The organism is Hydrogenophilus thermoluteolus (assembly GCF_003574215.1).
Taxonomy (GTDB): Bacteria; Pseudomonadota; Gammaproteobacteria; order Burkholderiales; family Rhodocyclaceae; genus Hydrogenophilus; species Hydrogenophilus thermoluteolus.
In genome coordinates, this window is the sequence record NZ_AP018558.1 from 1,356,006 (window position 1) to 1,380,284 (window position 24,279).

General features: G+C 61.5%; 28 protein-coding genes. 16 read left to right on the forward strand and 12 right to left on the reverse strand.

Annotated elements, in window-relative coordinates:
- Positions 1–21: 21 nt before the first annotated feature.
- The 3 genes from aspS to argB are packed head-to-tail and all read left to right on the forward strand — an operon-like array spanning position 22 to position 4,354.
- Positions 22–1,812, forward strand: coding sequence for an aspartate--tRNA ligase (gene aspS / locus HPTL_RS06570; RefSeq protein ID WP_119335269.1), 1,791 nt, complete (start codon positions 22–24; stop codon positions 1,810–1,812).
- A gap of 15 nt (positions 1,813–1,827) precedes the next feature.
- Entirely contained in the window at positions 1,828–3,411 is a 1,584-nt protein-coding gene (locus HPTL_RS06575; protein ID WP_119335270.1) for a tetratricopeptide repeat protein, read from the forward strand.
- A gap of 52 nt (positions 3,412–3,463) precedes the next feature.
- Positions 3,464–4,354: an acetylglutamate kinase gene (gene argB, locus HPTL_RS06580; RefSeq protein WP_119335271.1), complete on the forward strand. Its 891-nt coding sequence runs from the start codon at positions 3,464–3,466 to the stop codon at positions 4,352–4,354.
- Positions 4,355–4,390: 36 nt separating this feature from the next.
- Here the strand turns inward: argB and HPTL_RS06585 are convergent, their stop codons facing one another.
- Positions 4,391–4,654, reverse strand: coding sequence for an acyl carrier protein (locus HPTL_RS06585; protein WP_145981795.1), 264 nt, complete (start codon positions 4,652–4,654; stop codon positions 4,391–4,393).
- A gap of 74 nt (positions 4,655–4,728) precedes the next feature.
- On the opposite strand from HPTL_RS06585, the gene HPTL_RS06590 reads away from it, so the two are divergent.
- The 7 genes from HPTL_RS06590 (at position 4,729) to HPTL_RS06620 (ending at position 11,943) form a co-directional block, all read left to right on the forward strand.
- Positions 4,729–6,351: an AMP-binding protein gene (locus HPTL_RS06590; protein ID WP_119335273.1), complete on the forward strand. Its 1,623-nt coding sequence runs from the start codon at positions 4,729–4,731 to the stop codon at positions 6,349–6,351.
- A gap of 24 nt (positions 6,352–6,375) precedes the next feature.
- On the forward strand, positions 6,376–7,650 hold the full coding sequence (locus tag HPTL_RS06595; protein WP_119335274.1) for a pyridoxal-dependent decarboxylase, exosortase A system-associated: 1,275 nt from the start codon (positions 6,376–6,378) through the stop codon (positions 7,648–7,650).
- Positions 7,637–8,413: a TerC family protein gene (locus HPTL_RS06600; protein WP_119335275.1), complete on the forward strand. Its 777-nt coding sequence runs from the start codon at positions 7,637–7,639 to the stop codon at positions 8,411–8,413. Before HPTL_RS06595 ends, HPTL_RS06600 begins: the two co-directional genes overlap by 14 nt.
- A gap of 131 nt (positions 8,414–8,544) precedes the next feature.
- Positions 8,545–9,801 carry a serine hydroxymethyltransferase gene (gene glyA, locus HPTL_RS06605; protein ID WP_119335276.1) on the forward strand — a complete coding sequence of 419 codons (1,257 nt, stop codon included), beginning with the start codon at positions 8,545–8,547 and terminating at the stop codon, positions 9,799–9,801.
- A gap of 16 nt (positions 9,802–9,817) precedes the next feature.
- Complete coding sequence (gene nrdR / locus HPTL_RS06610; RefSeq protein ID WP_119335277.1) at positions 9,818–10,369, forward strand: transcriptional regulator NrdR; 552 nt, start codon at positions 9,818–9,820, stop codon at positions 10,367–10,369.
- A 13-nt stretch (positions 10,370–10,382) separates the two neighbouring features.
- Complete coding sequence (ribD, locus tag HPTL_RS06615) at positions 10,383–11,564, forward strand: bifunctional diaminohydroxyphosphoribosylaminopyrimidine deaminase/5-amino-6-(5-phosphoribosylamino)uracil reductase RibD (protein ID WP_231999969.1); 1,182 nt, start codon at positions 10,383–10,385, stop codon at positions 11,562–11,564.
- Entirely contained in the window at positions 11,530–11,943 is a 414-nt protein-coding gene (locus HPTL_RS06620) for a sirohydrochlorin chelatase (RefSeq protein WP_119335279.1), read from the forward strand. Before ribD ends, HPTL_RS06620 begins: the two co-directional genes overlap by 35 nt.
- 35 nt (positions 11,944–11,978) lie before the next feature.
- Here the strand turns inward: HPTL_RS06620 and HPTL_RS06625 are convergent, their stop codons facing one another.
- Genes HPTL_RS06625 through gpmA form a run of 5 tightly spaced genes read right to left on the reverse strand, consistent with a single transcriptional unit; the run spans position 11,979 to position 16,713 of the window.
- The gene (locus tag HPTL_RS06625) at positions 11,979–12,800 is read right to left on the reverse strand and encodes a HesA/MoeB/ThiF family protein (protein ID WP_197713618.1); all 822 of its coding nucleotides are present in this window, start codon (positions 12,798–12,800) and stop codon (positions 11,979–11,981) included.
- A complete protein-coding gene (locus tag HPTL_RS06630; RefSeq protein WP_119335280.1) occupies positions 12,757–13,203 on the reverse strand; it encodes a hypothetical protein in 447 nt (148 codons plus the stop codon). The genes HPTL_RS06625 and HPTL_RS06630 overlap by 44 nt, the downstream gene beginning before the upstream one ends.
- 43 nt (positions 13,204–13,246) lie before the next feature.
- A complete protein-coding gene (locus HPTL_RS06635) occupies positions 13,247–14,704 on the reverse strand; it encodes a S41 family peptidase (protein WP_119335281.1) in 1,458 nt (485 codons plus the stop codon).
- A gap of 9 nt (positions 14,705–14,713) precedes the next feature.
- Positions 14,714–15,958: a murein hydrolase activator EnvC family protein gene (locus HPTL_RS06640; RefSeq protein ID WP_119335282.1), complete on the reverse strand. Its 1,245-nt coding sequence runs from the start codon at positions 15,956–15,958 to the stop codon at positions 14,714–14,716.
- Between the two features lie 8 nt (positions 15,959–15,966).
- Complete coding sequence (gpmA, locus tag HPTL_RS06645) at positions 15,967–16,713, reverse strand: 2,3-diphosphoglycerate-dependent phosphoglycerate mutase (RefSeq protein ID WP_119335283.1); 747 nt, start codon at positions 16,711–16,713, stop codon at positions 15,967–15,969.
- Between the two features lie 116 nt (positions 16,714–16,829).
- Between gpmA and HPTL_RS06650 the strand changes: the two genes are divergently transcribed.
- From HPTL_RS06650 to HPTL_RS06675, 6 genes are read left to right on the forward strand one after another with little or no spacing between them, the layout of a single operon-like run.
- Positions 16,830–17,144 carry an ArsR/SmtB family transcription factor gene (locus HPTL_RS06650; protein WP_119336110.1) on the forward strand — a complete coding sequence of 105 codons (315 nt, stop codon included), beginning with the start codon at positions 16,830–16,832 and terminating at the stop codon, positions 17,142–17,144.
- Between the two features lie 28 nt (positions 17,145–17,172).
- Complete coding sequence (locus HPTL_RS06655; protein ID WP_119335284.1) at positions 17,173–17,610, forward strand: rhodanese-like domain-containing protein; 438 nt, start codon at positions 17,173–17,175, stop codon at positions 17,608–17,610.
- On the forward strand, positions 17,607–17,873 hold the full coding sequence (gene grxC / locus HPTL_RS06660) for a glutaredoxin 3 (RefSeq protein WP_285614283.1): 267 nt from the start codon (positions 17,607–17,609) through the stop codon (positions 17,871–17,873). Before HPTL_RS06655 ends, grxC begins: the two co-directional genes overlap by 4 nt.
- Before the next feature lie 52 nt (positions 17,874–17,925).
- Entirely contained in the window at positions 17,926–18,414 is a 489-nt protein-coding gene (secB, locus tag HPTL_RS06665; protein WP_119335285.1) for a protein-export chaperone SecB, read from the forward strand.
- Between the two features lie 18 nt (positions 18,415–18,432).
- Positions 18,433–18,930, forward strand: coding sequence for an SH3 domain-containing protein (locus HPTL_RS06670; protein ID WP_119335286.1), 498 nt, complete (start codon positions 18,433–18,435; stop codon positions 18,928–18,930).
- 3 nt (positions 18,931–18,933) lie between these two features.
- Positions 18,934–19,938 (forward strand): NAD(P)H-dependent glycerol-3-phosphate dehydrogenase, encoded by a 1,005-nt coding sequence (locus HPTL_RS06675; RefSeq protein ID WP_119335287.1) that lies wholly within the window; start codon positions 18,934–18,936, stop codon positions 19,936–19,938.
- A gap of 14 nt (positions 19,939–19,952) precedes the next feature.
- On the opposite strand, the gene HPTL_RS06680 is transcribed toward HPTL_RS06675, so the two are convergent.
- The 6 genes from HPTL_RS06680 to HPTL_RS06705 form a co-directional block, all read right to left on the reverse strand.
- Entirely contained in the window at positions 19,953–20,225 is a 273-nt protein-coding gene (locus HPTL_RS06680) for a GNAT family N-acetyltransferase (RefSeq protein ID WP_119335288.1), read from the reverse strand.
- 29 nt (positions 20,226–20,254) lie between these two features.
- Entirely contained in the window at positions 20,255–20,719 is a 465-nt protein-coding gene (locus tag HPTL_RS06685) for a tRNA (cytidine(34)-2'-O)-methyltransferase (protein ID WP_119335289.1), read from the reverse strand.
- Positions 20,720–21,190, reverse strand: a complete 471-nt coding sequence (locus HPTL_RS06690) for a PqiC family protein (RefSeq protein WP_119335290.1) — start codon at positions 21,188–21,190, stop codon at positions 20,720–20,722.
- Between the two features lie 164 nt (positions 21,191–21,354).
- Positions 21,355–23,025 (reverse strand): PqiB family protein, encoded by a 1,671-nt coding sequence (locus tag HPTL_RS06695; RefSeq protein ID WP_170141293.1) that lies wholly within the window; start codon positions 23,023–23,025, stop codon positions 21,355–21,357.
- On the reverse strand, positions 23,012–23,647 hold the full coding sequence (locus HPTL_RS06700) for a paraquat-inducible protein A (protein WP_119335292.1): 636 nt from the start codon (positions 23,645–23,647) through the stop codon (positions 23,012–23,014). The genes HPTL_RS06695 and HPTL_RS06700 overlap by 14 nt, the downstream gene beginning before the upstream one ends.
- Complete coding sequence (locus HPTL_RS06705; RefSeq protein WP_119335293.1) at positions 23,629–24,273, reverse strand: paraquat-inducible protein A; 645 nt, start codon at positions 24,271–24,273, stop codon at positions 23,629–23,631. The genes HPTL_RS06700 and HPTL_RS06705 overlap by 19 nt, the downstream gene beginning before the upstream one ends.
- Between the last annotated feature and the right edge of the window lie 6 nt (positions 24,274–24,279).

Consider the following 24,279-nt stretch of genomic DNA (forward strand, 5'->3'; position numbering starts at 1 on the left):
ATCACAACGATAGGAATTGCGATGCGAAGCCACTACTGCGGAACCGTCACCGCGCAACACCTCGACCAGACCGTCACCCTCTGCGGATGGGCACGCCGTCGCCGCGACCACGGGGGCGTCATCTTCATCGACCTCGCCGACCGTTCCGGGATCGTCCAGGTCGTCGTCGACCCCGACCGCCCCGAAGCGTTCCGTTTGGCCGAAGCGGTGCGCAACGAATATGTCCTGCGCGTCACCGGTACCGTTCGGCGGCGTCCTGAAGGAACGGAAAACCCCAACATTCCCACCGGGGAAATCGAAGTCTTCGTCGAAACGCTCGAAATCCTCAATACGAGCGCCCCGCTTCCCTTTCCCATCGACGACGAACACCTCTCTGAGACCGTGCGCCTGACCCACCGCGTGCTCGACCTGCGTCGCCCCACCATGCAAAAGAATCTGCTTTTGCGCTACCAGGTCACGCGCGCCTTTCGCCGCTTTCTCGACGCGCACGGATTCGTCGATATCGAAACCCCGATGCTCACCAAGAGCACGCCAGAAGGCGCGCGGGACTATCTCGTGCCGTCCCGGGTCCATCCCGGCCATTTCTTCGCGCTACCGCAATCCCCACAGCTCTTCAAGCAGCTCTTGATGGTTGCCGGTTTCGATCGCTACTACCAAATCACCAAATGTTTCCGTGACGAAGATCTGCGCGCGGACCGGCAACCGGAATTCACCCAAGTCGATATCGAGACTTCGTTCCTGACCCAAGAAGAGATCATCGCCCTCATGGAGGAGATGATTCGCTCGGTCTTTGCCGAAGTGCTCGACGTGACGCTACCGAACCCGTTTCCCCGCCTCACCTATGACGAAGCGATGCTGCGCTACGGCTCGGACAAGCCGGACCTGCGTGTCACGCTGGAACTCACCGATGTGACCGATGCAGTGCGCGACGTCGCGTTCAAGGTCTTTTCTGGTCCCGCCAACAGTGGTGGCAAAGTGATGGCGCTGCGCGTACCGGGCGGCGCCGCGCTCACCCGAGGCGAAATCGACGACTACACCCGTTTCGTTGCGATCTACGGGGCCAAAGGGCTCGCGTACATCAAAGTCAACGACGCCGCCCAACCGAACGAAAAGGGGCTGCAGTCGCCGATCGTCAAGAACCTGCACGAACGGGCGTTGCGAACGATCCTCGAGCGTACCAGTGCGCAAACGGGGGATTTGCTCTTCTTCGGCGCAGACAAGCCAAAAATCGTCTTCGATTCGTTGGGCGCGTTGCGCGTCAAACTCGGCCACGAAAAAGGATTCCTCACGGGGGCCGAGTGGGCGCCGGTTTGGGTGGTCGACTTCCCAATGTTCGAATACGACGAAGACGAAAAGCGCTGGGTGGCGTGCCACCACCCCTTCACCAGTCCGCGCGAAGCCGACCTCCCCTATCTGGAGAGCGACCCGGCGCGCGTACGCGCGCAAGCGTACGACCTCGCGTTGAACGGCTGGGAGATCGGCGGCGGGTCGATTCGTATCTACCGCGAAGCGGTGCAGCGCAAGGTTTTCGCGGCGTTGGGGATTTCCGAAGCAGAGGCGCAAGAGAAATTCGGCTTCCTCTTGGATGCGCTGAAATACGGTGCACCACCGCACGGCGGGTTGGCATTCGGGTTGGATCGGATCGTCACGTTGATGACTGGCGCGGAATCGATCCGTGACGTCATCGCGTTCCCGAAGACCCAGCGGGCGCAGTGTCTGCTCACCCACGCGCCGTCACCGGTTTCTGAGGCGCAACTCAAAGAGCTCCATTTGCGTCTGCGCCTTCCCGAAAAGGCCACGAACGCCTCGTGATGCACGGCGGCGACGATGCGCGCGCTGCTTATCGAACCCCACGGGACGACGCGCGCACTCCTGCAGTCGGTGCTCAGCGAAAGCGGTTGTACGGCAGTCGAAGTCACAGCCACCTTCGCTGCCGCACAATCCGCGCTGGCGAATCAGAAGCCGGACCTCATCGTCTCGACATGGAGTGGCCCAGACGGTAACGCCCTCGACCTACTGGAAACGGTTCGCAGCTTTCCCGACGCGCGTGCCGGAACCCCTTTCGTGGTCCTGACCCAAGAGCGGCAAATGCAAGTGATCCTCAGCACTGCCGATCTCGGACCCGACGCAGTGCTGTTGCAACCGGTCAGCAGCTGGCAGCTGCAAAAGCGCGTCCATTCGGTCACCGCCCGTTACCAAGCACTCCTTCCCCTCTGGCGGCTTTGGGGTGACCCGGAGATCGAAACCGCGCAAAATGCATTACAAACCATTCTGAAAGCCGCACCGCAATTCCGTAACGCTGCGCTGCGCCTCTACGGGCACCTGCTCGAACGCGCCGGCCACTGGGAAGCGGCGCTGGCGCACTACGACGCAATCCTTGCGGAACACGCCAAACCCTGGGCGTCGTTGGGGAAAGCGCGCACATTGCTTGCGCTCGACCGACTCGACGAAGCCCAAGCGGTCGTCACTGCCCTTACCGACGCCCACCCCCGTTTTCTCGACGCGTGGGAAGTGCAGGCGCTTATTGCGGAACGGTTGGGCGATCGCGAAGCCGCGGCGGCGGCTTTTCAGCAAATCGTCACGCAAGCCTCGATCAACCGCGTGCGTCTGCAGCACGCCTTGCCGATCCTTCTTGCCGCGGGCGATCACGAAACCGCGTGGCGCGCTCTGCAACGCTTGCAAACCCACCGCATCCCACGCAACGCCGAAGACAAAATGCTCATCGTCGAAGCGATGGCGGAAACCGGCCGATGGGACGAAGCCAAAGCGCTCGTTGCCGAACTGGGAAAATGGACCAAGAGCCCGTTGGAATTGGCGATTTTCCATTTTGCCCAATTTCGCCTGGCGCACCGTCAAGGTTTGGCAGAAGAAGCCACCGACGCGTTACGGCTCGCGTTACATTACGCATGTGACTCGGCAATTCCCGATCCACTTCCTGAATGGTTCTCCCGTCTGCTCCTTGCCGGACTCTCCGACGAAACGCTACGCAGTGATGCGTTGCGCTTACTGAAGCGGTTGCGCGAGTTGCTGCGCGACCACACGACGCGCCAACACCTCGCGGCGCAGTTGCGCAACGCAGGCTATGGGCAGTTGTGGGACGACGTCGAACGGCAACTTGCCGAATCGGCGAAAAAACTCGTGCTGCAAGGCGTCTCTTACGCCCAAACGAACGACTGGCCAGCCGCGATCCAAGCAATGGCCAAAGCCGTGGAAACGCTGCCGGGAAGCCCTGCGGTTCACTTCAACCTGGCGCTTGCGTTCCTTCGCGCCCGTGCGCACGGCGTGATCCCCGCAGAAGTCGCGCAAGAACAGGCGAAGCGCGCCGCGCGCACACTGCGCCGTCTCGACCCCAACTATCCGGGTTTACAGAAGTTGGAAACGCTGCTTGCCCCCCAGCAAGAAAACCCTTGATACAATCTTTCCATCCATTCTTTTCTTGTTCGTGAGACCAGGACCCACGCCAATGAACGACAACACGATCGACCCCCGTCTCAAAGCCAGCATCCTTTCGGAAGCACTTCCCTATATCCAGCGCTTTTTCGACAAAACCATCGTCATCAAATACGGGGGGAACGCAATGACAGACCCCCACCTCAAAGCCTGTTTCGCGCAAGACGTAGTGCTCCTGAAACTGGTGGGGATGAACCCGGTCGTCGTGCACGGCGGGGGGCCGCAAATCGAAAACCTGCTGCAACGCGTCGGGAAAAAGGGCGAATTCATCCAAGGCATGCGGGTCACCGACGCCGAAACGATGGATGTCGTCGAAATGGTCCTTGGAGGCCAGGTCAACAAAGAGATCGTCCATCTCATCAACCAGCATGGGGGTAAAGCAGTTGGCCTCACCGGCAAGGATGGGGGTGGCTTCATCCGCGCGCGGAAACTCTACATGAGGATGCCCGGTAAAGACGAAGACCTGATCGACCTCGGTCAGGTGGGCGAAATCACCCGCATCGACCCCAGCATCATCTCCTTTCTCGATTCCGGCGATTTCATCCCCGTGATCGCGCCAATCGGCGTCGGTGAAGACGGCCAAACCTACAACATCAACGCCGACGTCGTCGCCGGGAAAGTCGCCGAAGTCCTCCGCGCCGAAAAACTGGTGCTCCTCACCAATACCCCTGGGGTGCTCGACAAAGCGGGCAATCTGCTGACCGGACTCACCCCCAGCCTGATCGACCAACTGGTCGCCGACGGAACCCTCTCAGGCGGCATGTTGCCCAAGATCGCATCCGCACTTGAAGCGGCGAAAAACGGCGTGCGCTCCGTGCATATCATCGACGGCCGGGTCGAACACGCCCTTCTGCTCGAGATTCTCACCGACCATGGCGTCGGCACGATGATTCGTGCCGAATGAGCAGCAAACAGGATGATCGAGCATGCACAAGGCCGATCAGTTCAAAGCATCGCCACGCAGTTCCCGCACCCAATCCGCCAGTGCTTTCGCCGATGCGAAGCGGTCGCTCGTGACCGTCTCGTCTTCGATGGTCACGCCATACTGGGCTTCGATCGCATGGAGCAAATCCAATACCGCCATCGAATCGAGCTCCGGCAACGCGCCCAACAGCGGGGAATCGGTGGTCAATTGCGCCCGTCGCTGGGGAGAGAGCTCCAGCACCGTCGCAACCAGATCGAGCATTTCCGTTTCCAGAGCCAAGATAGACTCCTGCGCGTCCGTGAAGTGAGCGATTATACGCAAGAGTTGTGCAGCGCACCAAGAAAACGAAGCCAATGATCATCACCCTTGCCGCACTCGTGACGCACCAAGCGCAGCGTACACCGGAACAACAGGCGCTCATCGAGACGCGCGCCAGTGCGCGCCGCCTTACCTACGCGCAGCTCGACGCGCACGTCACCGCAACCGCCCAAGCGTGGCAGGCGCACCTCCATCCGGGGCAGCGTGTGCTGATCTGGCTCGACAAACGCGTTGAAACGATCATCGCGCTCCTGGCGGCAAACCGCCTGGGCGCGCTCTTCATCGTCGCCAACCCTGCGCTCAAGCCAGAACAGATCGCTTATCTCGTGCACGACGCACGCCCCTCGTTGATCGTCACCAGCACCGCCCGCGCCGACGCCTTGCGCGCCCACTTGGACGCAGCGAACGCCTGGCGCCCCCACACGCCCCCGTCGCCCCTTGCCGAATTGGCCGCGCCGCACGAACGCGATTCCCTTTTGTTGCTCACGCACGCCAACCCCGCATCGAATTCCGTTCGCGAGGACGCGAATCGGATCACCGAAAACGACCCCGCGGCGATCTTCTACACCTCGGGCAGCACCGGTTTCCCCAAGGGTGTGGTCGTTTCCCACCGCAACCTGCTTGCTGGCGCCCAAACCGTCGCCCACTACCTGGGCCTCACCACTACCGATCGGATCCTCGCGCTCTTGCCGCTCTCCTTCGATGCGGGCTTTTCCCAACTCACGACTGCTTGGACCGTTGGCGCGACGGTCGTGCTCCACGACTATTTTCTGCCCCGCGATGCGCTGGCGGTCGTCGGCGAACACCAGATCTCGGTATTGACCGCCGTACCCCCCCTGTGGCGGCAACTGCTCAACCTTTCCTGGCCCACAACCTTCGCCGAACATTTCCGTTTGGGCGCGAGTACCGGCGGAAAGATGCCGCCGCGCTGGGTGGCTGAGTGGTACGACCGTTGCCCAAAGAGCCCATTCTTCGTGATGTACGGGCTCACGGAAGCGTTCCGCGCCACCTACCTGCCGCCGTCCGAATGGCCGAAACGGCCGGAATCGATCGGCATCCCCGTTCCCAACAACGACGTAATCGTCGTTCGCGAAGATGGAACACGGGCCCCCCCCGGCGAAATCGGTGAAATCGTGCAGCGCGGCCCACTCGTCTCCCTGGGCTATTGGAACGATCCGGTCAAGACCCAAGCGCGCTTTCGGACGCTTCCACCCGCGTTGCGACCGGCCAATGGCGCATTGCCGCTGCCCGAAATCGCTGTCTTTTCCGGCGATTACGGCTATTGCGACGATGACGGCTTTCTCTACTTCGTCGGTCGCCGCGACGGTCAGATCAAAACCAGCGGCTACCGCGTGAGCCCAGAAGAGATCGAAAGTGTGCTCCTTGCGCACCCCGCGGTGGTCGAATGTTGTGCGTGCGGGCTCGACGATCCCCTCCTGGGCCAGAAAATCGCGGTTGCGGTCGTCGTCTCCCTAAACAACGTCACCGCCGCCGACCTAACCGCTCACTGCCGTCGCCATTTGGCCACCTACCAGGTCCCGGCGCTGATCGATCTGGTGACAGAACCGTTACCGCGCAACCCGAATGGCAAAATCGACCGTCATGCGGTTCGACAAGCACTCGAATCCCGCTTCTCGGCTGAGGCGCATGGACACTGAGCAGAACAGAAACGGAGCCCCATCGTGACGGAACTCAGCCACCATCCTTCGATCCTCTGGCCTGCTCAGTCCGACGGCACTCTCTTGATCGGCGGAACGCCCCTACCCTTGGTTGCTGCGCGCTTGGGCACCGCCTCGTTCTACGCCTACGATGCCGAACGGCTCCGAACCCGCATCCTTGAATGCCGTTATGCCTTTGGCCCCGAGATCCACATTCACTACGCGGTGAAAGCCAACCCTTTTGCGCCGCTCGTCGCCGCAATCGCTTCGTGGGTCGATGGCTTCGACGTCGCATCGGAAAACGAAATGGCGCTCGCGCTCGACGTCGGAATGCCGCCAGAGCGCATCGCGTTCGCAAGCCCTGGGAAACGCCCGACGGCAATCCGTCGTGCCGTCGCCGCCGGCGTCACGGTCACGATCGAATCGCCCGATCAGCTCACTACTGTCCTTGCCGCCGCGGAGCAGCTCGGCGTCACCCCTGCCGTAGCGCTTCGGATCAACCCAGACTTCACGATGACCCGTGCGGGGATGAAAATGGGTGGTGGCGCACAACCATTCGGTGTCGACCGCGAAGCCGCCCCAGCGCTGATCGCCCGCATTCGAGCAAGTGGTGCGCACTGGACAGGACTCCACCTCTTCGCCGGTTCACAACTCCTTGATACCGAACGGTTGATTGCCGCGCACCAAAACAGTTACGAAACTCTGGCTAGGTTGTGTGATGAAGCAGGCGCGGCACCAAAATGGTTCAACCTTGGGGGCGGCCTGGGCATTCCCTATTTCGCCGGAGAATCCCCGCTCGATCGCGCCGCTGTTGGCGCGGCGCTGCACCGCCTGGCGCAAATCCACCGGCAGCGCTTCCCCACCACCCAACTCATCCTCGAGCTGGGGCGCTATCTCGTCGGCGAAGCGGGGGTGTTCGTCACCCAAATCCTCGAACGGAAAACCTCGCGCGGCGAGACCTTCCTCGTTTGCGACGCAGGACTCAACGCACACCTCGCCGCAACGGGCAACTTCGGGCAAGTGCTCAAGAAAAACTACCCGGTTGCGATCGGTAACCGAATGAACAGCCCCGCAACGGAAAAGGTGACGATCGTCGGCCCCCTGTGCACGCCGCTCGACCGGTTGGCCAGCAACGTCCTCCTGCCCCGCGCCGAAGCGGGGGACTGGGTCGTGGTCTTTCAGTCGGGCGCTTATGGCACCACCGCGAGCCCGCAGCGCTTCCTGAGCCATCCCCCCGTGAGCGAAACTCTCGTTTGGCCAGTTACTGCGTCAAAGGAGCCCCACCATGGCACTCGTTGAGCTATCCGACCTGATCTTTGCTTTCCTGACCCTGACGGCGCTTGAGATCATCCTCGGCATCGACAATGTGATTTTTCTTGCCATCCTGGTAAACCGCCTGCCCAAAGCGCAGCAAACCAAAGGCAGAATCCTGGGACTTTCCCTGGCGATGCTCTTCCGCATCGCTCTCCTCTTTTCGCTGACCTGGATAATGCGCCTGACAACACCACTCTTTTCCCTCTTTTCCTGGTCATTCTCCGGGCGCGATCTCATTCTCCTTGGTGGGGGGCTCTTTCTGATCGCCAAGAGCGTCTCGGAAATTCATGAGAGTCTGGAAGGGTCCGGGGATCGTGCCGTGCAATCGCCCAAACCCAAAGCGTTCCTCGCCGTCCTGATCCAGATCGCATTGATCGACATTATCTTTTCGCTCGACTCGGTGATCACCGCAGTGGGGCTGGTGCAAAACCTGCCGGTGATGATCGCGGCAATCGTCGTCGCCGTGCTGGTGATGATGGTTGCCGCCGCGCCGATCGCCGCATTTATCGACCACCACCCCACGGTCAAAATGCTCGCACTCAGTTTCCTGGTGGTGATCGGGGTAGTGCTCATCTCCGAAGCGTTTGGCGTCCACGTGCCGAAGGGTTATCTCTACTTTGCGATGGCCTTCTCGTTTGTCGTCGAAATGCTCAACATCCGGTTGCGCAAACGGATGAATGGCAACGCTGTCGCTTTGCACACCCCGCACATGCCCACAAACGCCCCCCAGAACGAACGCAAAGAGTAACCCTTTTCCCGTTCGCTCCCGATTTCAGGAACGGCTTTTTGCGGATTGCGCTGCCAACCAGGCGATCGCCTGCACGCAGCGCCTCTTCCGTCATGTAAAATAGCGCCTTTGCGGCACCCAAAGGAATCACGATGTTCCGTCAATCCGATACTCTCGAAACCGTCGACCCGGAAATCTGGTCGCTCATCCAGGCCGAAAACCGTCGTCAAGAAGAACACATCGAACTCATCGCGTCGGAAAATTACGCCAGCCCAGCAGTGATGGCGGCGCAAGGAAGCCAGCTGACCAACAAATATGCTGAAGGCTACCCGGGCCGTCGCTACTACGGGGGTTGCGAATTCGTCGACGGCGTCGAGCAACTCGCGATCGACCGCCTGAAAGCACTCTTCGGCGCAGAAGCAGCAAACGTGCAACCCAACTCCGGTTCGCAAGCCAACCAAGCGGTGCTGATGGCGTTTGCGAAACCGGGCGACACGATCATGGGGATGAGCCTGGCCGAAGGGGGGCACCTCACCCATGGCATGCCGCTCAACCTCTCGGGCAAATGGTTCCACGTCGTCTCTTACGGGCTCAACGACCGTGAAGAGATCGACTACGACGCCGTCGAGCGGCTCGCGCACGAACACCGGCCGCGCATCATCGTCGCGGGGGCCTCCGCCTATGCGCTCAAAATCGATTGGGCGCGTTTTGCCGCGATCGCAAGGGCCGTCGGTGCGATCTTCTGGGTCGACATGGCGCATTACGCTGGCTTGATCGCCGCCGGGGTCTACCCCAACCCCGTGCCGCACGCCGACGTCGTCACGTCGACCACGCACAAGACGCTGCGCGGCCCACGGGGTGGGGTGATCCTCATGAAGGCGGAGCACGAAAAAGCGATCAACAGCGCTGTCTTCCCCGGGCTGCAAGGCGGGCCGCTGATGCACGTGATCGCCGCGAAAGCGGTCGCGTTCAAAGAAGCGATGACGCCCGAATTCCAACGCTACCAAGAACAGGTGGTGCAAAACGCTCAGGCGATGGCCGCCGTGCTCCAAGCGCGCGGGCTTCGAATCGTCTCCGGCCGAACCGAATCCCACCTGTTCCTGGTCGATCTGCGCGCCAAGGGGATCACGGGGAAAGCCGCCGAAGCCGCTTTGGGCCAAGCCCATATCACGGTGAACAAAAACGCGATTCCGAACGATCCGGAAAAACCGATGGTCACCTCGGGCATTCGCATCGGTACTCCTGCGATCACCACCCGCGGTTTCGGGGAAGCCGAAGCGGTCAAAACCGCGCACCTTATCGCCGACGTGCTCGAGGCACCGGAAGACGCCACGGTGATCGAGCGGGTCAAAGGCGAAGTCGCTGAGCTCTGTCGGCGCTTCCCAGTCTACGAATGGAGCCGCGTCTGATCGCGGTTGCGGCGCGATGCGTTGCCCCTTCTGCAGTGCGCCTGACACCCAAGTCCTGGAGACGCGCGAAAGCGACGACGGCGCGGTGATCCGCCGCCGCCGTCGCTGTGCCGCGTGCGGGCGGCGTTTCACCACCTTCGAGCGCGCCGAGATCAAACTGCCCGCAGTGATCAAACGCAACGGCGCGCGCGAACCCTACCAACGCGAAAAACTGCGTGCCAGTTTCGAGCTGGCGCTGCGCAAACGTCCCGTCTCGAACGACGCGATCGACGCAGCGATCGACGCGATCGAAGCGAAGCTCCTCGCAAGTGGCGCCAGCGAAATCGCCTCCGACCAGCTCGGCGAATGGGCGATGGACGCGCTCAAATCGCTCGACAAGATCGGTTATGTCCGTTTCGCTTCCGTCTACCGCAACTTCGAAGACGTCGACGCGTTCGCGCAATTCCTGCGCAACGTCAAACCGCGACGGCGAAAAAAAGGGGCGAAAGAGACGCACCCCCCGCTTTCCGAGCCTGGGGACCTCTTTGCCCCTACGCCCACAGAGGCCGACTCAGACGCCGCGTCCTAGGATCCGTCGCCCCGTGAATGATCAATTCCTCGCCCACGTGACAGCTACGGTTTCGCCTCAAGACGCATCCCCTTTTGCCCAGTGGATGCGGCGTGCGCTTCGCCTGGCGCGCCGGGGGATGAACACGACAACCCCCAATCCGCGCGTCGGCTGTGTGCTCGTTGCCCCCGATGGCACCCTTGTCGGCGAAGGGTGGCACGAACGCGCAGGGGGTCCCCATGCCGAAATTGGCGCGCTGCATCAAGCAGGTAACCGCGCACGCGGCGCAACCGCTGTCGTGACACTTGAACCGTGCGCCCACCACGGCAAGACGCCGCCGTGTGCCGACGCGTTGATCGCCGCTGGCGTCACCCGCGTCGTCTATGGCATGCGCGACCCAAACCCCCTCGTTGCCGGCAAAGGGTTGGCGAAACTTGCCGCTGCCGGAATCGAAGTGGTGGGTCCGGTGCTCGAGGCAGAGTGCCGCGCACTCAACCCCGGTTTCATTCGGCGCATGACGGCGCACCGCCCCGCTTTTTTCCTCAAAACCGCGGCAACGCTCGATGGCCGCATCGCGCTGGCTAACGGCATGAGTCGCTGGATCACGGGCGAAGCGGCGCGCCGTGACGTTCACCGCTGGCGCGCCCGCTGTTGCGCCGTCCTCACCGGTATCGGAACCGTGCTCGCCGACGACCCGCAACTCACGGTCCGTCACCGCCCGACACGCCGGCGACCGATCCGGATCGTTCTCGACAGCCGCTTGCTCATACCCGAAAGCGCACAGCTTCTCTGCGACCATGAAGCGCCCACTTGGGTAATCACCTCAGACACCGCGGATTCGGAGAAAATCGCCCGCTTGACGCAGATGGGATGTACCGTCCATTGCCTGCCCACGACAGCGAACGGACGGATCGATCTCCACGCTCTGGCGCGGTGGCTAGCCGAACAGTCGCTCAACGAAGTCTTGGTCGAAGCCGGCGCCACCCTTGCCAGCGCGTTCCTGAAAAACAGCCTCGTCGACCGCTGGCTCCACTACCTTGCCCCGAAAGCGTTTGGCGGCGACGCCTATCCCCTTTTTCCGGCATGGGAACTCACTGCGGTGGCAGCCGCCCCCAAATGGCGTATTGACCGCGTGCGCCGTTTGGGCGACGATCTCTCTCTCGAATTGGTGGAGCCCGGCAATGACTGCGACGAACCACACCGCGCCGCACCCTGAACCCACGCCGCGCCGCGCCCTCGTGCTCTTTGCGCATGGCGCACGCAACCCCGAGTGGGCGGAACCGCTTCGGTACGCCCAGAGCGTCCTCTCTGAGCGGCTACCGGATCACACGGTAACCGTGGCGTTCCTGGAGTTCCTCTCCCCGACGTTGACCGAAGCCGTTATGGAACTCGCCCCTACCCATAGCGAAATCGTGATCGTTCCCTGGTTCGTTGCCGAAGGGGGGCATCTACAGCGCGACCTACCCCAGCTGGTCAACAATTTGGCTACACGCTACCCGGCGGTCCAATTCTCTTGTTTTCCGCCAATTGGCACCCTCGAACCGGTGATCCGGGCGATCGCAGACGCAGTCGTCGCAACGCTTTCGGCATCTTGATTATCGACGCCCAACGCGGCAGCGTTGCGTGGGAATTATTCGTCCCGAGCCGGGCGATCACGGCAAACCGGGCATGCCGGATCTCGGGGGACACGGATACTGCGCCACTCGAACCCCAGGCCATCGAAAAGCCACAATTTCCCCCACGACGGTTCGCCGCATCCCACGATCACTTTCAGCGCCTCGTGGGCTTGCAGTGCGCCAACGACTCCTACCAATGGCGCGAAGACACCCATCGTGGCGCAGCGCACTTCGGTCACGTTTTCCCCTTCCGGGAAAAGACAGTGGTAGCACGGTGAAGCCGATGCGCGTACGTCAAAGACCGCAAGCTGCGCGTCGAACCGAATCGCGGCACCGCTCACGAGCGGCTTGCAATGGCGTACACAGGCACGATTGATCGCATGGCGCGTTGCGAAATTGTCGGTGCAATCCAGCACGACATCGCTTGCGGCTACCAGTGCGTCGAGGTCGTGCTGCGCCAGCCGATGGGGAACCGCGGTCACGGTGACGTCTGGGTTCGCCAGCCGCAACGCGTCGGCAGCCGCTTCGGCTTTGGGGCGGCCGATATCGGACTCCGTATAGAGGATCTGCCGCTGCAAATTGGTGGCGTCGACCGTATCGCCATCGGCAACGGTCACCACACCAACACCGGCCCGAGCCAGATAGAGCGCTGCGGGACAACCCAAGCCGCCAGCCCCCACCACCAAGACACGCGCGGATCGGATCCGCGTCTGGCCTTCGATATCGATCTCCGGCAAAAGAATGTGGCGACTGTAGCGCAGCAGCGCTGCATCGTCGAGAAGATCGGTTGTGTCAGTGGTAGTGGCGCAACTCTTCTGGGGCGGGATCGTGGTCACCGTGGGGATGCTCCTGGTACTCTTGAACGAAGGCGGTCTGTGCCTGCTTCAGCAGCCGCTCCGGTTGTTCGAGATGCTCGCGCTGGACCGCTTCGCAGTAATGGTACCAAGCGCGCTGGACGCGCGCCGCAAGGGTGTCGTCCAGTGTAAAACCAGCGGCAATGAGCGCCTCTTCCAGCTCGACCAGCAAGTGGTCACGCACCGAATATTCGACGACGAGTGTATCGGGGGGTTCGATCTGCACTTTGAGCTTCTTGCGCTCGGCCAAAACAAACGCTGCGGCTTCCAGTGTCTGCCCCGCTTGCAGTCGTACCCGCAACGCACGACGCTTCTCGATCCCCGAACACGGCACCTCCGGTGCTTTGACCCGTCCAGCCAAACGATAGGGCGTTTCTCGCTTCATCGCACCACCTCCTTTCGCCGCCCGCTTCGGGTCATTTCGGCGTTCACGGTTTTTGCGCGACCGTCTGCGTCGGTGCGGCTTTCGTCACCTGCGCCCATTCCGGCAATACCCCATGGCGCAACCAGTAAAGCGCGGCTTGGAATTGCCGGTCCTGCTCACTGCCGTATTCGATCGGTTTCGTCGGCCCCTCATCGTTCGATTGTGTGTCGGCATCCGCCCCTTCGCCCCCACCGGCGTTGCCGTTTGGTTGGGTGGATGCGGCAGGACGACGAATCTGTCCTATCGCGTCGAGCTCGATGTGCCCTTGCAGATCGGCTTCGCGCAACGCTTTACGCTTGCCGTTTTCCCGTTCGGGGACGACGAAATCGGGTTCGATACCTTCCGCCTGGATCGACCGGCCGCTGGGGGTATAGTACAGCGCGGTGGTGAGCTTCAGCGCAGTGCCATCGTTGAGCGGTAAAATCGTCTGCACCGACCCTTTGCCGAAACTCTTTTCGCCCAAGAGCTTGGCACGGCCGTGATCTTGCAGTGCGCCCGCAACGATTTCCGATGCCGATGCCGATCCCGCGTTGATCAGAACCACCATCGGGATCGTGCGGAACACTTCCGGCCAATTGGCAAGATAGTCGCGTTGCTCGTCACTTCCGCGCAGATAGTCTTCGGCGCGCGCATGGTATGCCCGCTGCGTATCCGGCAATCGCCCCTTCGTCTTGACCACGAGCGCCTCTTCCGGCAAGAAAGCCGCCGAAACGCCGATCGCCGCGTGGAGCAACCCCCCGGGGTCGTTACGCAGGTCGAGAACGAGTCCTTTGATTTCCCCGTCACGCGCTTCACGCTTGAGCTGCTCGGCGAGCATTGGGCCGGTGGTCTCTTGGAAATTGGTGATACGCACGTACACGACATCACCTTCTCCCACCCGCTTCACCTTGACGCTGCGCACTTTGATCACTTCCCGGGTGATTTTCACCGTAAACGGTTTTTCGTTTCCTTTGCGCAGCACCGTGAGGGTAATCGACGTGCCCGGCTCGCCGCGCATCCGTTTCACCGCGTCGCGCAACGTCATGCCTTTCACCGGGGAATCGTCGAGCTTGATGATGAGGTCGCCCGCCTGCAGCCCCGCGCGCGCCGCCGGCGTCTCTTCGATGGGTGAAACGACCTTGACGAACCCATCCTCCATCGTCACCTCGATGCCCAAGCCGCCGAACTCGCCTTGCGTGCCCACCTGCAGCTCGCGATACTCTTCGGCATCGAGAAACGCCGAGTGGGGATCGAGACTCGCGACCATCCCACGGATCGCCTCGACCACCAATTTCTTGTTGTCCGGTTCCTCGACGTAGGCTTTGTTCACCACGTCGAGCACGTCGGCGAACGTGCGCAGCTCTTGCAACGGCAACGCGTTCGTCTCCGTTCGGCTCGCCCAACCCGTCACGGTCAGGGTAAGCAACACCCCGACGAACATGCCACTTACAGACCAAGCCATTCGGCGCCAACGTGTCGTCATCGTCTCTTCCTACTGTTTGAGCCAGGGGCGGGGGTCGACCGGCTTCCCGCCTTTACGCAGTTCAAAGTATAACCCGCTCGTCGCGAAATGTTCCATGCGTCCCACGCGACCGATCGTTTCGCCCTTGCGCACCGTTTCGCCCACATCAACCAGCGGTGCGTCGAGATTGGCGTAAATCGTGAGGAGTCCTTGCCCGTGGTCGAGGATGACGAGTTGTCCATAGCCACGGAGCCAATCGGCAAAGGCCACGACACCATCGGCGACTGCGCGCACGGAAGCCCCTTCTGGCGCTGACCAGAAAAGACCATGCCAAGTTCCACCTTCCGGCCGTCGCTCGCCGAAGGTTGCAGTCAATGTGCCTTGCGCAACCGGTGACGGCAACGCCCCACGCTGGGCAACCATCGCACGGGCCGTGGCACGATCGCCTTCGGGGATATTACCCCCCTTGGATTCTGCTTGCCGCCGACGCGCCTCTTCTTGCGCGCGACGCCTCGCTTCGGCTTCGAGTCGTTTCACGAGTTGCGACAACGCACGCGCGTCTGCTTCGAGCGCTTTGCGCCGTTCCTCGACGTTCGCGAGCGTTTCCGCCAACGCTTCGTGCAACACTTTGCGCTTCTCCGCCAACTGCTCCCAACGGGCACGCTCTTTGGCAAGTTCTGTCCGTTGCGCACTGAGCGCGGCCTGCTTTTGCGACAACGCTTGCGCCAACTTTGCCGCTTGCGCCCGTTGCGCTTCAGCTTGCGCGATCCAACCCTGTACCTGCGCCGCCGCCTCTTCGCGGACGCGCTCGGCAACGGCCGTAGTCACCTGCGGACCACCCCCAACCACTGGGTCGTGCGGTACCGTCAACGACAGTGCTTCGACCAGATGGGCCAAACGTTGTCGGCTTTGTTGCGCCTGCTTTTGCGCCGCCTCCCACGCTCGCTTGGCTGCGGCAACCTGTTCCTCGAGCCTTTGCGCTTCCGCTTCCAGGCGGGCCAACTGCCGGACAAGAATGACCGCTGAGGTTTCGGCTATTTGCAATCGCCGCTCGATCTCTGCCCGGCGCTCGGCAACACTTTTCGCTTTCTGTTGGAGTGCACGCAACTCTTCACGCAACGCGTTCAATTGCGATTGAGCTTCTTGGGCGTTGTTGGGGTTGGCTTCAGCACCAAACGCTACGCCTCCACCGAACGCGCCCACCACGAAAAACAAAAGGGCAGCACCCCAAAGGGCGCCGCCCTGCTTGCCGACATTCTGGCGCGGGTCGCGCACCGTCGCCCTTACTTCGCCCGCCCCTGTGCGGCCACTGCCGCTTGCTGGGCGCGAATCGTCTCTTCGTCGGCCAAATAGTAGTGTTTGACCGGTCGGCAGTTGGCGTCCAACTCATAGACGAGCGGCTGCGCTGTGGGTATATTGACCCCGACGATCTCTTCGTCCGAAACGTTGTCGAGGTATTTGATCAGCGCGCGCAGGCTATTACCGTGTGCCGCAATCAAGATCCGCTCTCCAGCTAAGATACGCGGTACGATCACCGTCTCCCAGTACGGTACGAAACGCGCCACGGTATCTTTCAAACATTCCGTACGCGGGAAGTCACTTTTCGGTAGATCCCAATAGCGCGGGTCATCCTTCTCCAAACGCGGATCGTCCTCCGCAAGTGCGGGTGGCGGCACATCATAGGAACGGCGCCAAACGAGCACCTGATCTTCACCATACTGGGCCGCAGTCTCGGCTTTGTTCAAGCCCTGTAACGCGCCGTAATGGCGTTCGTTGAGCCGCCAGGACGACTCGACGGGAATCCACAATTGATCGAGCGTTTCTAAAACGATGTGCAACGTTTTGATCGCACGCTTCAGCCGTGAGGTAAAAGCTCGGTCGAACGCAAACTCGTGCGCTTTGAGCAGTTCGCCGGCCGCACGCGCCTCTTCACTCCCTTTTTCGGTCAAATCCACGTCGGTCCAACCGGTAAATCGGTTTTCACGGTTCCACACCGATTCACCATGGCGCAGAAGAACGATCTTATACATCAGCATCCTCTGATATGATTATCGAAAAAACCGGCAAGGAACGTTCCATGCCCCCCAAAAGCAACGAAACATTTTATACTAGCGGCTTCACAAATCGTTCGCGAGACCCGTGGGAAATGTTGAGCCAAACGATCGTCGAACTCGCTGGGAAAGACGAACAGATCGAAATGGCGGCGCGGGCGTTGAAGTCGATCGCCCACCCGCTGCGTTTGAAGATTCTGTGCGTAATCGGTGAGAACGAAGCGTGCGTGCAAGAGATCGTCGATGCGGTGGGAACGTCACAGAGCAATGTCTCACAACATCTGGCGATCATGCGCGACAAAGGCATCTTGGCCACGCGCAAAGAAGCCAACCGCGTCTTCTACCGCGTTGCCGATCCGCGGACCCTTCAGCTCGTCGTCTTGATGCGTGAGCTCTTTTGTCACCGCTGAACGGCAACCCAAGGAGCAAGGAGCCAGCATGACTGTTACCGATTATCTGTTGCACCAATGGCAGTGGAGCCTTCTGGCGCTCGTGAGCGGCAGTTGGTGGGTCGTCGAGACCATCCGTGCGCTGACCGACCGTTCGCGTCTCACGCCGCTTCAAGCCACCCTGATGATCAACCAAGAAGGCGCGGTCGCGGTCGATGTCCGCAGCGACTCCGAATACCAGAGCGGCCATCTTCCGGGCGCGATTTTCGTGCCTTTGGAACGCATCCCAGACGACAAAGCGCTGCAGAAGGTCAAAAACCGCCCCCTGATCCTCTACTGCGAAAGCGGCGCCCGTTCCGCGGTAGCATTAAAAAAACTGCGTCGAGCGGGTTTCGAAAAAGTCTATCATCTGGTCGGTGGCTTGGTCGAGTGGCGCAAGGCCAACCTGCCGCTCGTCACCAGCAAAACGGAGAAAAAGCGCAAATGACGACCCCTGCCATTCGCATGTACGCCACGCACTACTGCCCCTATTGTGTCCGTGCGGAGCAATTGTTGCGCCGCAAGGGCATTGCCGTGATCGAAAAGATTTTGATCGACAACGACCCGGCGCTGCGCGACGAAATGATGCGCGTCACCGGACGACGAACCGTGCCGCAGATCTTCATCGGCGACACCCATGTCGGTGGCTGTGATGACCTCTACGCGCTGGAACGGGAAGGAAAACTCGATGCCCTTTTGGGGTTGAAGTAACACCCTTCCCGAACGCGAACCGTTCTCTTTTCTTGGTCAAGGAAACCATACGATGAGCGAAACCCATCCTGCCAATAGCGGCAACGCCCAAAGTCAGGCGCCGATGTTCACCATCGAAAAACTCTACGTCAAAGACCTCTCCGTCGAGGTCCCGCGCGCGCCCGACTGTTTCTTAGAAACGCAAGCACCCAATATCCAGGTCGAAATGGGCACTGCGGCGCGCAAACTCGACGAGGCCCATTACGAAGTGGCGCTCACCATCTCGGTCAAAGCCTCTGTCGAAGAGCGTGCGCTCTTCCTCATCGAGCTCACCTATGGCGGGGTCTTTCTGGTGCGCAACGTCCCCGAAAGCGATGTCGAACCCCTGCTGTTCGTGGCCTGCCCCAGCATCCTCTATCCGTATGCCCGCGAGGTGATTTCGGATGCCTCGACGCGCGCCGGTTTTCAACCGGTCCTCCTGGCACCGGTCAATTTCGAAGCGCTCTACCTCCAACAAAAGCAACAAGCGCAGCAAGCGCCCTCCACCGATACCCCCCAGTAACGAAAAGGAGTCCGCGCCATGCTTGGCCAGCCCTTCCAGCGACGGTTGCAAGACGCTGCGCACAGCGGGCGCGTTTTTCACCGCCTGGCGCTCCTCGTCGCTGCCTATTGTTTTGCCACTAATGCCTACGCTGCCGATTACCGCAGCGTCCGCGAGCCGGTACCGGTGCGAAAAGCACCCCAAGAGCAGGCGCCCATTGCGTTCTACTACGGTCCAGGCACTCCGGTCGAGCTCATCCAAGAACGCAACGGCTGGGCCCAAGTGCGCGACAAAGATGGGGGCGGTCTCTTTTGGGTTCCGGCCAACGCGCTCACGACGCAACGCACGGTGATCACACGTCACGCCGAAACCGAGGTTCGTTCCGCACCGGACAAAAGCGCGGCCCTTCTGAGCGTGCTTCCGGCAAATGCCGTATTGCGCCTGAACACCGCACAGCGCACGCCTCCCGGATGGGTAGCGGTAGAAACGGCGCAAGGAACAGGGTACGTGGCCAAACGCGACGTTTGGGGCTGGTAAGCGATGCGACTGGCGGTTTTGGGGGCGGGCGCGTGGGGCACGGCACTTGCGATCGCATGGGGCCAACACCACCCGGTCACCCTCTGGTGCCGGTCGCGCGCATTGGCCCAGCGCATACACACACAGCGCACCAACGAACGCTACCTTGCAGGCCCGGTACTGCCGCCCAACGTGCGTGTCACGGACGATTGTGCTACCGCAATCGGTGACGCAGAATTGGTGGTCATCGCCACACCTCTTGCCGGACTTGCCCAAACGGTCGCCACCCTTGCCCAGACAGCACCGCACACTCCTTTCCTCTGGGCGTGCAAAGGGATTTTGCCCGACACGCAAGAACTGCCGCACGAAATCGCGGCGCGCGTCTGGAGTGAGACTACCGCTGCCGCGTTGCCCGACCACGGCGTGATCACGGGGCCAAGTTTTGCGCTGGAAGTGGCGCAAGGACTCCCCACCGCGGTCGTTTTGGCGTCACACAATGCCCAATGGGCCAAAGCGATCATCGATACGCTCCACCAGCCGCGCTTTCGCCTCTACGCGCACCATGACGTCACCGGCGCAGAAGTGGGCGGTGCGATCAAGAATGTGATCGCGATCGCGGCCGGAGTCGCCGAAGGGTTGGGGTTTGGGCTCAACACGCGTGCTGCGCTCATCACCCGGGGTCTTGCCGAAATGGGTCGGCTTGCCGAAGCCCTTGGTGCCGAGCGTGAAACGTTGATGGGGCTTGCCGGAATGGGGGATCTCATTCTCACCTGCACCGGTGGGCTTTCCCGCAACCGACGTTTGGGACTGTTACTCGCTAGCGGGGAGCCACTCTCTGCCGCACTGGCCGCGCTGGGACACGTTGCAGAAGGGGTGCCCACGACGCAAGCGTGTGTGCAACTTGCCAATACGCTTGGCATCGAAATGCCCATTGCTCAGGCCGTGCATGAACTGCTGTTCACACCGGGCACTTCAGCGGAAGCGGTCGTGGAAAAACTCCTCGCACGCGACCCAAGATTCGAATTCTGAACCTGCCCTTCGGCCTATGCGATCGTTTTCTCCCAGAACATCGCGTCGGGGAATGGGTTGAAACGATAAGGCGGAATTGCGTAAAAGCCCATTCGGCGATAGAGCGCATTCGCGGTAACCAGTTTGGCCACCGTATCGAGCCGAACTTTTCGGTACCGCAGTGCTTTTGCCCGCTCCAAAAATGCCTGAACGAGCATTCGCCCAATCTGTTTCCCTTGAAACGCAGGCAACACGAACAGCCGCTTCATCTCGGCGATCTCGTCACTGAGCGGCCGTAACCCCACCATCCCCGCCACTTTTCCCTCATGCCTTGTCGTCAGACACTCCCCGAAAAACCATTTTGCCGCCACGCCTCATAGAGCACCAGCGCCACGGTATTGGCCAAATTGAGGCTGCGTTGCCCGGGACGCATTGGCACGCGCAGCCGGTGGGCTGACGAGAATTCCGCATGGATCGCTGCCGACACGCCCCGGGTTTCCGCGCCAAAGACCAGAACATCCTCGGGCGCAAACGCCACCTGATCGTACCGAGTTTCCCCCTGGGTCGTCAGCAAAAACCAGCGTCTCCCCGCAAGTGCGGCACGACACGCAGACCAATCGGCGTGGACCTGCATCGTCGCCCATTCGTGGTAGTCCAAGCCGGCACGGCGCAACTGTTTGTCGGACAAGGTAAAACCCAACGGCCGCACCAAGTGGAGCTGCGCACCGGTATTGGCGCACAGACGAATGATATTGCCCGTGTTTTGCGGGATCTCGGGTTCGACGAGCACGATGTGAAACACTTATCGCCCCTCTGGTTCCAGCACACAGACGGAGAGGACTTCGTCAAGTAACGACTGCAACGCCTGTGCGATACCTTCGGGCGTTGCTTCGGCCTCGGTATGGAAAGCAAACGGGCGCGTCCACACGGTTTGGTTGCCCGCACGCAGCGAACAATAACCGTGTGCCACCGCGCCTCCTTTCCGGGCGGCTTCATAACGGTCGAAAACAAACTGTAACCGTTTATCGGCCCGATTGGCCGCCGCGGACAGGTCGGAAACGAACACGTACGCTGGATAGCGCGCGGCAAGTCGCGTTCGGAGCGCTTCCTCAACTTCCGCACCAAACGGCAAAGACCATTGGTAGCGATCGTCGATCGTGTAGCGCACCGCATCGACACGAACGGTCAAGGCACGCCGATCGAGCGCTTGCGGCACCGATACGGCAACCCGGACCACCTGCGTGCGTTCGGGTACCGCTCCTGCCGTCGTCATATGGCTCGTCACACCACGGGCTGGCTGGAGCGTGAACACATCGGTCGTTGGCGGCACGGTGCTACAGCCCCCCAAAAAAACGGCAACCGCCAACGCCCCAATCGAGCGCACACCACGCGAATACGATGACACACAACGCGACACGCTTTTGTCCGTTCTGTTTTTCACTGTGCCTTCCCGCGAATCAGCGACTCAGGATGACGCGCAAGTTCTTCCGCGAGCAGCTCGACCGCTCGGGCTGCGCGCTGCGTCGATTGCAGCACTGCCTGGAGCTGTGCGCGGGGCACCCCTTGATCCCCCCAATCTTCCGCGAGCGACGCGGTCAGCTTTTCCAATGTTGCCAGCGTTTCCCGCACTTGGGCCAAAGTGGCCATCACCGCTTTGGGCGCGCGATCCAATTCGGCCAACAATCGGTCGGTCCGCTGTAGTACCGAACGCAACTGCCGTGCTGCCGAATGGGGGTCTTGGGCATCGAGAAGCGCGCGCAACCCGTGCGCGGCGTCACGCAGCTCGGTGATGAGCTCTTTCCATGGGGCATCGCGCAGGTCGGTTGCCAATTGGGTCACGGTTCGCGCTACCTCGTCGAATGCCGCGGGCAACGCCGGGAACGTGGGGTATCCCCCTTCCCACACCAGTTCAGCCGGCGCGGCACGGGGGACGAACACCAAGTCGATCATCTTCTGCCCGGTGAGCAAACTCATCGGTTTGGGCTGCGCTCGCAACCCCTCCTTGACCCATGCAGCAAAAATCGCCTTGACGCGCGCTTCATCCTTCGGCAGATCGAGGCGCTCCGGCCAGACCTCGATCCAAACCTCCGGGCTCACCCGTTCCGTGCGTTCGTCGAAACGCGGCAAGACTCCCAACACCTGTCCCACTTCGAAACCCGAGAAGAAGACTGGCGTCCTGGGATAGAGTCCGCTCACCCCCTCAGGGAGCCGCAAACGAAAGATCAAGCGGAACTCGGGTGCAGGGTTCTCTGCCTCTTGCGCATTGGCGTAGAGCGGAAAACTATGCCCCTCTGCCGCCTGCGCCGCGTCACCCCACGGTGGTCGCCAGTCGAACGCAATGCCACCGTGCAAGAGCGCCAAACCCGAAGCCACCTCGGCAACGATTCCGCGGCCGCCGATTTCGACGCGCGCCGCCTGCTGCACCCAGAATCGACTGCCCACGCGCACCTGTTCGTCGTACGGCGCGCGCACGAATACCGAAACACGCAACGTTCCTTCCGGATCCAGTGCCGCACCGACCACTTCCCCAACGGCCAAACCGCGAAAGTAGAGGGGCGTTCCCACCTCGAGCGGCGCGGCGGTGCGCGACGTCAAAACGAAACGTTTCCCGCCACCCTCGGCGGACACCAACGGCGGTTCGTTCAGCCCTTGATAGTGGGATTGCCGCGCACCGTTTTTCCCCGGATCGAACGTTATGTACGCTCCAGACAGCAAGGTCTCCAGCCCGGTAACCGCACGCGCCGTCACACGCGGTTTCACCACCCAGAAGCGGGCATCCGCTCGCAGGTGTCTCGCCACGTCCCGGTTGATCGATAGCGTCACGACCACTTGATCGAGCGCTGGATCGAGCGTCACTACGGTCACCCGACCCACTTCCACCTCTTTGTAGCGAACGCGCGTCTTACCCGCTTCGATCCCGGCAGCGGTTGGAAAACGAACGGAAACCGTCACTCCCGCGTCACGCCACGCCTGATACCCCACCCAAAACGCGATCACCAACGCCGTGATCGGCAACAACCAAATCGCCCAGCGCGCGAACCCGGCACCACTCGGCGTCGCAGGCTGAGCTTCCGGCAATTGGGTCAAAAGATTCTCATGTTCCGTCAAAATCGGACTCCCACCACAACCACCGGGGTCGAAAACGCTCGGTGGCAACCATCGTGAGCACCACCACCGCGGCAAAAGCAAGCGTTCCGGCACCCGGTGTAATCGCCGCAATCTCGCCGAACTGCACCCATGCAGCCAAGAGCGCAACGACGAAGACATCGACCATCGACCAGCGACCCAACCAGCCGATCCACCGCAACCACCGCACCGCGACCGGTTGCCAACGTCGGCGGCGCGTGCCACTCACCCAGAGCACGAACCCCAGGACCACCATCTTCGCGAATGGGATCAAGACACTGGCCACCAGCACGATCGTGGCCAGCCCCCACGAACCGACCACATAAAGGTGGATCACGCCACCAATGAGCGTACTCGGTTCCGAACGTCCCAAATTGGCGACCGTCATCACCGGTAACAGGTTCGCCGGAAAGTAGAACGCAAACGCCGCAAGGAGCAGCGCCCAAACCACGCGTCGTTCTTGCGCGGTCTCTTCAACGCGCGGCAACGTGGCCCCACAGACCGCGCAGCGGCAGCGGTCACGGGTGACCCGGCGGTTGATCGCGCCGCAATGGTCACAGCGCGCCCACCCCAACATCGTAGCGGTCACGAAACGCGGTGGCATGCCAGCCAATCCGCACGGTAGCGATCCCAATCGAAAAGCGCGTGGATCACGGCCAACGAAACGGTGAAACCAACGAACGCCCACAGGCTGAGCCCCGGAAGCAGACGCGCCATATCCCCAAGTTTCACCACCGCGACGACCACGCCCAATAGAAAGACATCGAGCATCGCCCAGTGGCGGTGCCAGTGGGCATACCGCAACAACAGACGAATTCCGGGAACCGTTCGACGGCGCCACAAGGGAACAAAAAGCCACGTGTAGGTCAGCAACAACGCAAGCGGCGCAAAAACCGTCGTCGCTGAAACGATCGCGGCCAAACCCGTTTCATGCCCCCGCGCAAGCGCCGCAGCCAACGTCCATAACGTCACCTCGGTAACCTGCCCGAAAAGCTCGAGCTGCGCAAGCGGCTGCACGCCGCTCGCAAACCACAGCACCCACGCAGTGACCACCCACGGCAGCAACGCGCGAAACGGCACGCCGCTGCGCCAAACAACTGCGCCACAACGCGGACAATAGGCACGCTTACCCCGCAGCGGCTTGGGCAACCGCGTCACCAGATCACATTCAGGACAGACCACCACCTCTGCGCGAGCCACCCACCCCCCGGTTCGAACAGCCGTTTTCATCGTGCC